Here is a 12,447-nt window from a genome sequence, read left to right as displayed (position 1 = left end):
ATAGAGAGATGAAGATGGAAAGATGTGCAAATGGACATTTATATAATCCTAAAAAATATAAGGAGTGCCCTTATTGTGATGAGGTGGTTTTAGAGAATAATCAAAGTTCTAAACCCAAAAGAAAGCCAAAGAGGCAGAAGTCATCTACAATTTCAGATACTAATCAAAATGGTGTTAAAACCTTAGCTTATTGGGATGATCAAGATGGTATAAATCCTGTAGTAGGCTGGCTTGTTTGTATAGATGGTGTAGAGAGAGGAAAAGATTATAAGATCGTAAGTGAGAAGAATTTTATAGGTCGTTCAGAAGAGATGCATATACATATAGTTGGAGATAATAATATTTCTCGTAGAAATCATGCAGTAATCAGTTATAATCCTAAACAGAGAAACTTTATTATAATTCCAGGAGCTGAAACTACGGGAATAATATATGTTAATGAAGAAGCAGTTTATTCTCCTACAGAGCTTTCACCTTATGATGTGATTGAGATGGGAGAGAGTAAATTTATCTTTATTCCATTATGTGGGCAGCATTTTGAATGGGAAAATGATTTATAAAATTAGTATAGGCTTTTAAATTAATTAAAAAAGGAGAAAAAGATGCTTTTTAAAAGTTTATTTAAACTTTTTCATATGCTATTTATTAATACTACATTAGTAATAGTGAGGTTTTTTGTTCGTGATTATGTAAAAAAGCCTGAGATATCAATAGGTAATGCTCAGGATATAGGAAGTAGAAACAAGCAAGAGGATTCTTTTACAACAATAAGAAATGAAAATGGGATTTTAGGAGTTTTAGCAGATGGGATGGGAGGATTATCATCTGGGAAGGAAGCAAGTAACTTAGTAACAGAGACTTTTTTAGAAGAATTCTCTATGACTTACTACCTAGAATCAATTAATAAATTTCTAATAAATACTACTTATATAAGTAACAATAAAGTACTAGAGATTGCTCAAGGTAGGAATTTAGGAACCACCCTTGTGGGAGCAGTAATTAGAGGTGACCTGTTATATTGGATATCAGTTGGTGATAGTCATATCTATTTATATCGGGATAATGAATTATACCTATTAAATGAGGACCATATATATGCGAACAAATTAAAAGTAGCCTATAAAGCTGGAGAGATAAGTCGTGAAGAGGCATTTAACCATGCTAAAGGTGATAGATTAACAAGTTATCTAGGATATGAAGACTTTCATGAGATTGATTATAGTGTATCACCAATAGAATTACAAAAGAAGGATAAGATTATCTTATGTAGTGATGGTATCTATAAAAACTTATCAGAGATTGAATTAGAAGAGTCTCTTGCTAAGAAGTTACATCCAATGCAAACAGCTGAATTAATTTTGGAAGATGTGTTGGAAAAAGAGATTATAAATCAGGATAATGCTACTATTATTGTATTAGAGAAGAATAAGTAGAAGATAAATAGGGTAGGGTTACCCTATTTATCTTAATGCTTTTTTATTCAAATTGAAATAAGATTTAAGGAGTGTTTTGATATGTTAATTGATGCTTTTGATTTTGCTAAGCTAACGATAAGTAAGAATAAAAGTTTCTTTCTAAAGCTATTTTTGCTTGGGTTTATAATAGATATGACCCCAGCAGTTTTAAGGGTTACTGTTAATAAGAACTCATTACTACCGATAATGCTTATAAGTGTTATATTGAATATTTTGTTCTTTATATTTTTAATCAAAATGGGAATTGATTTCTATGATTCGGGTAGTTCTAAGTTATCGAGTATGTTTAAAATAGATCTGATACTATATTTCAAGTTATTAATAGCTTTTATAGTAGTAGGAATTATAAGTTTATTACCCTTGGTATTATTCATCTTTCCTGTTATTGGATGGTTGCTAGGCATTGTATTGATGATTATCTTATTTATAAAATTGTATTTTGTAAATTATTTGATTATTGATGATGATTTAGGGCCATTAGAAGCAGTTTATAAGAGTATGGAGATTGTAGAGGGGCATGGCTGGGAAGCTTTTGGGATTTTTGTTATCTTTTTAATTTGTGGAATTATAACTATTTTCATTCAAGATGGAATTAAATATCTATTAAAAATTGATTCTCATACAATCTATTCTTTTCTAATCAAATTATCAAATTCACAATTGTTCTTATCAGATTTGGAAAACTGGGATCAAGCTACTAATTTATTATCTAAAGGTGTAGATTCTACCTTCTCACTTTTTATGGAGATAGTAGGTTCTTTATTTGTAGTTTATATTTATAAGACGATGAAAGGGGATTTCCATAATTCCATTTCTAGTATAGATGTGGAGTAGCTACTATTAAATTCAAAAGTAATTTACTAGTCTTTGTGAAAGGTCACTATTTTTAATGATATTCAGATTTAAATAGATTCTACTGAATAATTTAGTATTTTTTTAATCTATGGATTAGGGGGATTGAACCTATGAAAAGGTATAATAACTTATTATTAATGTTATTGATAATATTTTTATTATTTATTCTGTGTGGAGCTAATTATAAAGAGTTGGGATATACCCATGAAGTTTATTATAATCAACAGGAAGGGGTTTTTTATCTAAAAAGAGTGGGGATAGATGAAAAAGGAGTTCGTTATCTCCCATACTTTGGTGACGGAGATAAAAAAGAGATTAAAGAATTAGAACAAGGGTATACTGAATCTTATCATAATTCTCAACAATTAGTTTATGAACGGTCTGTTAAGAGATTTGAGGTTTTTTTATTAATTGTCGGATTAATTATATTAGTAATATTATTTTTTATTTGTAGGTTTGTTTGGAGATTATTTAATAAATCTGAAAGTGAGTGGTAATTTTGAAAAAGGATTTTGGTTTTTTTAAAGGTATTAAGTTGATTTTAACAGTAATTTTATTATCAAATATTCTATCAACTATTTCAACGGCTATTATTTATCGGAATTTTTATATGGCTAATGCATTTAAATTATCGAGAATATTCAGCAATTTGATATATATACTGGTGTTAGTATTTATCGGTTGTTTCTTTTTGGATGGTATAAAAAGGGTTATTAATAATAGTAATAAATCAATTAAAAATTATTTTTCTGTATTCATTATGGTGATTGGACTATTTTTAATTTCATTAAAAGTTATAAAATTAAGTAATTATTTTTTTATATCAAATACAATGGATTTAATTCCTATTAAGACAAATATGCTGTTAGTGATTTGTATATTAGTTAGTACTGTATTATTGAGAGAAATAATATTTAAAGGAGTTATATTCGAAGGATTTTTATCTAGATATAAGTCTTGGTTAGCTTTTGTATTATTCTATTTATTAATCTATCTTATTCCTTCTGGTTTGGTAAAGATGATAAGTAGTATATTAATACCTGCTGAAGCTAAATCACTTATAAAGTATAATTCAGATACAAACTTTCTTTTTACGTATATGGTTGCTTTTATTGTTAGTTTAATGATTATGTGGATATTTTATATAACTAGAGATATAAAACTCTCTTTTTTTGCAAGTCTATTATGGGAGTTATGTATATTATCTTTTTATAAATTAAGTAATCATAGAGAATTATTTGATACTCTTAAATCAAAAGACAAATGGTTATTATTACTAGGTGTAGTATTTTTTCTATTAGGAACTTATTGTTTTTATAATGAAAATTATACTAAAAAGGAGCTGATAGCAAAATATGAAAAGAAGAAATAAGGTATTTATATTACTACTAATACTTATCTCAGTATTAACTTTAACAGCTTGTATGAGAGAAAAAGTTGAAAAGAGGGTATTAGTAGAAGCAGTCAAGAGAAAAGCAGATGATAGTCTTTGGGGTAAGACTACTTATGACTATGATAAGTATGGTAGAAAGACTAAGATGTTAACGACACAAGATGGGAAGAGAATCATCAAGCATACTTGGAAGTATGATAAACAAGGAAATGTAGTAGATGAATATGTCTTAGATTTGCGAATGGGACGCATAGAAAGAAGAGATATTAGAAAATTTGATGATAAAGGTAGAATGATAGAGCATCAGATAATAGATAAGTCAAAGCATTTTGCTAATGATGATCACTACAAATATAAATATAATAATCAAGATAAAGTTATAGAAGAAATTGTTTTAAATAAAAGTGGAGATATAATCTGGAGAAGAATCTATGATTATGATGATGAAGGAAGAAAGATATTGTATAAGGGTATTAATAAGGATGGGAAAGAGTTTAAAGTTGAGAAATGGAAATATAATGACGCTGGGGAAGAGGTTTATTATGTAAAGATAGTTCAAGGTCAGGAAGAAAAGAAGATAATAAGGAAGTTTGATGAAAAGGGAAATGAAATACTATATAAAGAATATAGAAATGGAAAGATTAAACATAATTATAAGGCTATTTTTGATCAAAAAGGAAATGAAGTAAAAGTTATGTCATATAAAGCTGATGGGAAGTTAGATTGGCTAGAAGAAAAAACATACAATAAAAATAATAAGCTGATGAAGGAAACTAGAAAAGATAATCAAGGAAAAATTATAGGAGTTTGGAATTATAAGTATGACAAAAAAGGGAATGAAATTAGATATTGGGGAACACAGAATGGTAAATTTAAAGTTGATTGGATATGGAAATATGATGATAGCGGAAATCTAATTTATCATGCAAAGAGGAATGATAAAGGAGAAGTAGAAGATTGGGAGTCCTATGAGTGGTATGATAATGGCCAGCAGAAGATGTCTAATACTCGTATTATTCCATCAGGTAGGTCTGTTCGAATTTATGATAAGAATGGAAATTTAATTGAGAAAAAAGATTTATCTGAAGATGGTAAAGTGAGATTTTGGCAAAAGTATTATTATAATAAAAAAGGAGAGAAAATAAAACTAGTTGGAGGAGAAGGAAAAATAACAAATGGGTATATAGAATATAAATATGATAATATCAAAGTTTATAAAAATAAATAAGGAGGTTGAATTAAATGGGAGTTCTTGATATTGATGTGCCACCAATACCAGGCAAGGAAGGTACTTATGAATATGATAATGGAAATATTATTTACAAGGTAAAAGGTCAAATAGATGGAACAATAGTAGCACCATATATTCCACCTAAAAAGGATTCTAGAGAAAAACTAGAAGATTACAACAAAAGAATAACAGCAGATGTAAACAGAGTAATAGGAGAAATAGAGACCAGCAAAGATGAAGTAGATGCTAAGGCAAGAAAGCATGCTATAAATAGCACCTATGAATTAGGTGATACAGGACTGACTTTTGCAAGTGCTTTCAAAAAAGCAGAAAAACTTTTTAGTGGAAGTAAAGGTGAGCTAACTAAGAAAGATATAAGTATACCTGGTATTATGGTCAAAAGTGCAAATGCAGGAATAGAAGAGATTAAAAGGGATATAGTAGGGGATTTAGAGGAAGGGTTTAGTTTAGGAGATTTCTTTGCTAAATATGGACCAGCACTTAATGAAGCAATCTGGACATTTGGATATGGCTATGGTAAAAATGGTCTTACCAATAGACACTTATTATATATGGTCTATCTAGTTAAAAAGAATAATATTCTAAATGCCTTTGCTGCAGAGATAATGGAGATGACTATGGTCAAGGGATTGTATATATTACATGAAGCAATCTTGGTATCAAATCCTAACATAAAAGCTAAGGATGGATTTTTTAAGCAAGTAAAGAAATATAGTAAAGCAATAGGAAAAGAAACAATGGATTTGCTTAAAGCCATACAAGGATTATTCTGGATATTTGTTGCAGGAGCCGTATCTGATTTAATTAAGGAGAAGGTAGATAATACTATTTTTTCTGGTTGTGATAAAGCAATAAAGGGATTGCTAGGTATAAAAGATGATAATCAGAAATCAATAAAACAACAAGAGATTAATAAAGATTATACTGAAAGTTTTGAAGAAGTATATAACCAGTATTATCAACAGCTAGATCAAGTATTAAAGACTAGTTTAGCTGACGTTAAAAATATGGAAATAGATTTAGGTGAAGAGTTGGGAGATGCTTTTGGAGATTTTCTAGAAAAATTAAAAAATAGATATAGTATAATCTCTAAAATCTTTGGAGCAGATAAAGCATATACAGTTTATGATATGCAAAATATCGGAGATAATGGAATAAAAGTCGTTAAAGAAGAAAAGATTGATGGACCAGGAATAGGATATGGAACTAAGATTGTAATAGGTGAAGGGGCAGTACAGTGGGGGAATGTTCAACTTTTTGGTAAATTTGAAAACAAAATTAAACGTAAAAATGTTAAACCTAGAAAAGGTTCATCTGTTACGGAGCTTTTTGCTCATTTAGCCGTAAATACAAAAGAAGGAAACTATGTTACAAGACAGGTTGCAGAAGCTGGAGTTTTGGCAACACAATTAAATTTTTTGCGAAAAGACCTAATATTTACTGAAAAAAGAGAGACTAAATTTGAAGGTTTAATAAAATTGCATGGAGATATAGATGATATTAGTGCTTTAGTGCAAAATATGTTGGATAATGGTGCCAAGATAGAAAATATTGCAGATTTTATTGCTTATTTTGATGAGGAGGGTAAGCAGGAGTTAGAAGAATATATAAAGGACCTAGAAGATGATAAATCTAATAAAACATCATTGAGTTCCCCTAAAAAAGAGAAATATGCTATGATTATTTATGAAGGAGAAAAGAAAAGGAAAGACGGAGAAGTTAAAGCAAGGCAAATAACTATAGGTTATCCTTATAAATCCGATAAAACAAGAGTAGATTATGTAGAATTATTGATAGAAAAATTATCTGATATATATGATAATACTAAAAATACATATTTAACATCAAAAAATTCGATTGTTTTTGGAGATAGAACTTTTGGAGGTACTATAGATTGTGATTTATTTAGAGTTAAAAAAATTAAATTAAGTGAAGTAGCTAAAGAAAAAGGGGTTGTAAAATTAGAGAAACGTAGAGGTAGGTTAAAATCCAATCAAGACTATATAGGTGATTTTATATCTATAGAAGAAGTTATAAAATATAATAATGAGCATAATAAAGGGCCATATAAAGTGGGAATCTCACCACGAGGGGATTATTTGATTTTATATATGGCAAGTTCTTCAGCTGCTTCTTCAACGTCGGTGTATTTGTTTGGTAATTTGCTGGGGCGATTTATGTTAGGTTCAAATGCAAATGAAGTTACAGATGTAAGATTCCCAAATGAAGAGTATAAACCTAATAATAGTATCTTTTATGGAAGTGCAAATAAAAATAATCTTCCAGAAGGAACACTAGACAAATTTGAATTCTGGGTAGGGACTAATCATTCTTATAGCTACACAAAACGGAAAAATAACAATCTTGAACAATCCGAACAAAAAGTCAGTAATCCAAATGGGAAGATAATAATAAATGGTGAAGAAATTGGGACTTCACTAAGTAGAATTGAAAAAGGGAAGAAGAAAAATAAAAACTTCTTTTGGCGTATAGGCTCAATGATAACTAAAGTATTTAGTGATAATTCAGACCAATTAAATTATCGAGAGACGATTAAAAAAGATGATGGCAGAACCTTAGAATTAATCTATACTTATAACTTTGGTTTTTCTAAGAAAGGTAATCCTAATTCTATAATAGGTAATATGGATATTAAGGTATATCCTTCTTTAAAAATAGAGTATCATTATATAGGTTATAAAGATTTTAATAGCTTGGTTATAAAAGACTTCAGTGATGGAGATTATGGGATAAATATACCAGATAAAGGAGAGGTTATATTAGGGAGCAGATTTGAAGGCGAGTTAAATCCTGAAGGAATAGACCTTGATAATATAAATATAGATGAGATTCTATCTAAAGGTAGAGGGAAGGTTAAGATAGACCAAGATTATATCAAAACTCAAACTATAACTCCAATTATAGAAGAAGATGATGATAAGCGTTGGGTGTCCACATTAGGTGAGGGAGGTACTTTATGGGATGTAGCCGTTTCTTTTTTTGAAGATGGAAGTCGTTGGACAGAGCTAGAGAAAGAAGATGGAAGCAACTTTAGTGAAGAAGAAGCCAAAAAATTACCAATAGGAACTAAAGTGTACGCACACGGCAAAGAGAGTATAGTGATTAAAGGCTATCAAGATCAAGCAGGTAGAAAGTATACTAAAGATGGAGAAGGTAACTTATATATTACTTACTTAGAAGAGGATAATAGAACTGAAACCTTATCTATTCTTGGCTTCCAAGAAGGAGACTATGGTCTTTGGATTGCCAATCAGGCACCCTATTATCTAGAAGCTGGAGAGATAATTAGAAGAAGTGATGGAGAGAAGGCAAAACAAGGTGAAGTTTTAGGATTAGAAGAGAATAAATTCTTAAAGGAAGAAGAAAGAATTAAAGAAGATTTTCTCTGGATCTATGCTGGTGAGAAGATAGTCTTTCCTAAGGAGCAAGCAGCCAAAGCAGAGCAAGCTAAACAGGAAGAAAAATCAGATACTAATAATTCAGCCAGTGCTTCTTGGGCTACTAATACAGCTGTTGCTGCTAAAAGTAGTGAAGATAATAATAAGATCAAAATGCCTGAAGATGTTGAGATTTCTATTACTTCAAGTCAAGGTAGTAAAGGAAGTATATTATATGTCTGTTCAGGTGCTAAGCTACAATGTAATCAAGGAGACCAAGAAGGAAGTTTGACCGTTGTAGCAGGCCATAATATTAAACTACAAGGTAATTTAATGGCTAGCATTATGGATAATCAGCCAATGACTAACATATCTCCTTTTGGTAAGTGTAAGAGTATGTCCAATCCAACGGTAGCAGCAGCTACAGCAGCAAATCATGGTCATTTAAAGCCAATGCCTTGCCAACCTAATATAGTCACTCCCTGGATTAATGGGAAGATGGATGTAAAGGTAGCAGGAAATCCTGCTTTATTAGAAAGCTCAAAGTTAAATTGTGCTTATGCAGGAATCATAAAGATAACTGATTCTGCCCAAGATTTGGTAAAAGGGTAGTTGAAAGAAGCTATTTAAACTAAGAATCTTAATAGAGATTAAGAGCTATATTTCTTTGATTACAATTGGAATTAATAGTATATTAATCATTAATTATGGACTGATTCCATAATTTAAAACATAGAGTGATATAAATTCAAAAGGTAAATAAGTGGGAGGAAAAAATGAGAAAAGAGAATAGTAAGATCCTAACAAATTTTGTAACTGAGTCGGGTAATTTTAAAAAGAATAGAGATTACTTTGCTTATGTAGAGCTTGATGATATGGTATGTTGGGTATTAGCCGATGGATTAGATTCAGCTCAGGATATTTTAAGTGCAGAGATTGTAGCAGGAAGTATACTCAATGAATTTACCGAAAAACCTTCAATGAAGAGAAGAGCGGTGAAGAGATATATAAAACATGCTAATCAAGCTTTAATCAATGAAAGTAGAATTATTAAATTACATTCAACAGTATTAGTTGTTGTAAGTGATTATACATCTTTTGTGGTAGGAAGTGTAGGTAATACAAGGCTCTATCATTTCAGAAAAGGGAAGATATTAACTAAAACTAAGGATCAGAGTGTTGCTCAAATGATGTTAGAAGTAGATAAAATAAGAGAGAAAGAATTAAATCAACATAAAGAAAGGAATAATTTAACTAACTATTTGGGGCAAAAGGGTAAAATTAAAATTAATGTAAGTAAAAAGCAGCAATTAAAGGATGATGATACATTGTTAATGTGTACTTCTGGCTTTTGGGAAAATGCTAGAGATAATGAGATTTTAGATGTAATAAAAGAAGCAAGTGATGTTGAAGAAATCACAGAAAATTTAGAAGATAGTATATTAAGTAAAGCAAATAATACTTTAGACAATTATACTATGGTTTCTTTAGCTATTAAGAAAGCATTTAAAGAGAAGGTAGGTAAAAAGAGATCTTATAAGAAGATTGCTGCAATATTAATACCTATTTTGATCTTAACTGGAGGTTTCTTTACTTATAAAAAGATAAAAAATGTAAAGGCAATGAAAACAGCTAGAATTAAGAAGGAAAAGATGAAACTAAAAAGATTGGCTGGAGCAATAAAGAATGAAAAAGAAGGAAATAAGTTATATCAGGAAAAGCAGTATGAAGAAGCTTTAAAGAAATATCAGCAAGTAAAGTTGACTTATGCCCAAGTTAAAAGTGAAAGAAAGCTAGAAGCAATTAAGCAAAAAATAGATACTATTAAAATGATCATTACTGGTCAGAATTTAGAAGAAGAAGGTGATGAGAAATTTAATAGCCAAGAATATAAGAAAGCATTAAGTAAATATAATAAGGCTCAATTAACTTATTTAAAGATTAAAGATTATAGTTTAGAGGAGATAGAAAGTAAAATATCAAAATCTGAAATCATACTGAAGGGTGTTAGATATGAAGAGGAAGCAGATGTCTTCTTTAAATCAGATAAATTTATGTTGGCTAAAGAAAAATATACTATAGCACTTCAGATCTATACTAAGAATAATTTGTCCCAGAAGGAAAAAGCAGTAGAAGAGAGGATAATTGAAGCAGAAAAGATGATTCAGCAAGGAGATAAGCTCAAAAGAGCAAGAGCAATTGAATTAGAAGGTGATAATTTATTCCAAGCAGAAGATTTTAAACAGTCTAATTTGAAGTACTTAGAAGCTAAAGTAATTTATTCAGGATTAAATATGACAGAAAAGATAAATAAAATTAATAATAAAATCAATAAAGTTTCTATCACAAAATTATCTAAAGAAGCTAGAGAGTATGAAGAATTAGGCGATATGTGTATGCAGTCAGAAGAGAAAAATTATGATGAAGCAATCTTTAATTATAGGCAAGCTAAAAAGATATATTCTAAGATAAATATGACAAAAAGGATTGAAAAGACAGACTATAAAATCAATAATGCGATTATTGTACAAAAGTACACTAAAGCAGAAGAATATGAAGCAATAGCTGATAAGAACTTTAAAGAAGAAGAATATGAAGAAGCTATATCTAATTATGAACAGGCCAATAATATCTATTCTGAAATAAATAAGGATAAGGATTGTCAGAGAATTGAAGATAAAATAAAAGAAACCAAAGAGAAAAAGAAGAAATTTTTATTCTTCTTTTAGTAAGGGGAGCTAAAAGTGACAAATAATTGTCAAGAATTAGATTATATTTATCTTCCTAAGGAAGTTATGTTAAAAGATAAGTATCTAATTAAAAAAAGTTTAGCTGACAGGAGTAATATGTCTATAGTTTATTTGGCTAATGACTTAGTAGATCAAAAAGAAGTTGTTATCAAAGAATTTTTTATTAGGAATCTAGCTTTAAGGGATTTAGATGGGAAAAGTATTGTTTGTAATAATCCTTTATTTAAAGATAAATTTAGAAAAGCTAAAGAAGCATTCTTGGATGAAGGTAGATTAATGAAGAGGTTAGAGAATGAATATATTGCTCAGTGTTATGATTATTTTGAAGAGAATAATACTGCCTATTTAGTAATGAAGTATTATAAAGGAAAAAATTTAAAAGAATATTATGCAGATGAAGAGTTTAGCCTTGATCTTTTTTTGAAAAGAATATTTTTTCCTTTATTAGATGCGGTTAATAGTATTCATCAATTAGGATTTATCCATAGAGATATAAAGCCTAGTAATATTATAATTTCTGAAGATAAACCTATACTAATTGATTTTGGATCTGCTATCAATTATAAGCTTAATAGAAAGAAGAAAATCTTATTAACTCCTGGCTTTTCACCGATAGAATTTTATTCAACTAAGGCAGAACAGGGAAAGTATTCAGATGTTTATAGTTTAACAGCAATCTTATATTATTTACTTACAGGAGTTATTCCCATAGAAGCCTCCAATAGAATTATTGAAGATGATTTAGAAGAGGTTAAGAGGCTTAATAATCAGATCTTAGATTCTTTAAATGATTTTATTATCCGCAACCTCAACCTTAATTTTGAAAGAAGAGATAAATCAATTACTTCCTTTAAGCTAAAGTTAAAGAAAGAATATTACAAATCTAAACTAATGGATTTTTTGAGTATAGAGAACAATTTAGTAAGTAGAATTTTTAATAAGTAGAGATTACAAAGTTATATAGATGATAATTTTTTAACCAAAGTACTTTCCTAAGAAGAATTTTTTCTAAGAAGTAGTTTGGAGTTTTACCCTGAAAAATATTTTTGCCTTTTACCTTAGCTTTAACTTGAATTTGAGTTATCAAATTTAATTCTAATAATAGATTTTATAACTTCGGTATTAATGTAATTTTTAGCTCGTATATAATGAGCCAAGACTAATTCAATAATAATTAATAAAATTAATAGTAATTCATATTAAATTAATAAGCTTTATATTCTTTTAATTTCACCTTCAGTAATAGCTATGTTTAAAAAATAAATAAATTCTGAAAATTTAGTATAGTAAAGTTGCAATTTGTTCATTTTGTGTTATAATAAGA

9 protein-coding genes are annotated in these 12,447 nt (G+C 29.0%); all 9 read left to right on the top strand.

The genetic code is table 11. The annotated features are described in order from the left end of the window. The first annotated feature begins 8 nt into the window (after positions 1 to 8). The 9 genes from OREMA_RS0110025 (at position 9) to OREMA_RS17635 (ending at position 12,068) form a co-directional block, all read left to right on the top strand. Positions 9 to 560 carry an FHA domain-containing protein gene (locus OREMA_RS0110025; RefSeq protein ID WP_018249130.1) on the top strand — a complete coding sequence of 184 codons (552 nt, stop codon included), beginning with the start codon at positions 9 to 11 and terminating at the stop codon, positions 558 to 560. A 42-nt stretch (positions 561 to 602) separates the two neighbouring features. After that, positions 603 to 1,433 (top strand): PP2C family protein-serine/threonine phosphatase, encoded by an 831-nt coding sequence (locus tag OREMA_RS0110020; protein ID WP_018249129.1) that lies wholly within the window; start codon positions 603 to 605, stop codon positions 1,431 to 1,433. 81 nt (positions 1,434 to 1,514) lie between these two features. After that, complete coding sequence (locus tag OREMA_RS0110015; protein ID WP_018249128.1) at positions 1,515 to 2,309, top strand: hypothetical protein; 795 nt, start codon at positions 1,515 to 1,517, stop codon at positions 2,307 to 2,309. Positions 2,310 to 2,440: 131 nt separating this feature from the next. Then, positions 2,441 to 2,827, top strand: coding sequence for a hypothetical protein (locus tag OREMA_RS0110010; protein ID WP_018249127.1), 387 nt, complete (start codon positions 2,441 to 2,443; stop codon positions 2,825 to 2,827). A gap of 2 nt (positions 2,828 to 2,829) precedes the next feature. Next, positions 2,830 to 3,702 (top strand): hypothetical protein, encoded by an 873-nt coding sequence (locus tag OREMA_RS0110005; RefSeq protein WP_040657397.1) that lies wholly within the window; start codon positions 2,830 to 2,832, stop codon positions 3,700 to 3,702. Further along, positions 3,686 to 4,951, top strand: coding sequence for a hypothetical protein (locus tag OREMA_RS0110000; protein ID WP_018249125.1), 1,266 nt, complete (start codon positions 3,686 to 3,688; stop codon positions 4,949 to 4,951). The genes OREMA_RS0110005 and OREMA_RS0110000 overlap by 17 nt, the downstream gene beginning before the upstream one ends. A gap of 14 nt (positions 4,952 to 4,965) precedes the next feature. Then, a complete protein-coding gene (locus OREMA_RS19125; RefSeq protein WP_018249124.1) occupies positions 4,966 to 8,985 on the top strand; it encodes a DUF4280 domain-containing protein in 4,020 nt (1,339 codons plus the stop codon). Positions 8,986 to 9,149: 164 nt separating this feature from the next. After that, complete coding sequence (locus OREMA_RS0109990; protein ID WP_018249123.1) at positions 9,150 to 11,102, top strand: PP2C family protein-serine/threonine phosphatase; 1,953 nt, start codon at positions 9,150 to 9,152, stop codon at positions 11,100 to 11,102. A 15-nt stretch (positions 11,103 to 11,117) separates the two neighbouring features. Further along, positions 11,118 to 12,068 carry a serine/threonine protein kinase gene (locus OREMA_RS17635; RefSeq protein ID WP_018249122.1) on the top strand — a complete coding sequence of 317 codons (951 nt, stop codon included), beginning with the start codon at positions 11,118 to 11,120 and terminating at the stop codon, positions 12,066 to 12,068. Positions 12,069 to 12,447 lie beyond the last annotated feature (379 nt).

Origin of the sequence: Orenia marismortui DSM 5156 (assembly GCF_000379025.1) — a bacterium.
GTDB lineage: Bacteria > Bacillota > Halanaerobiia > Halobacteroidales > Halobacteroidaceae > Orenia > Orenia marismortui.
This window is presented reverse-complemented; position numbering and strand designations above follow the sequence as displayed.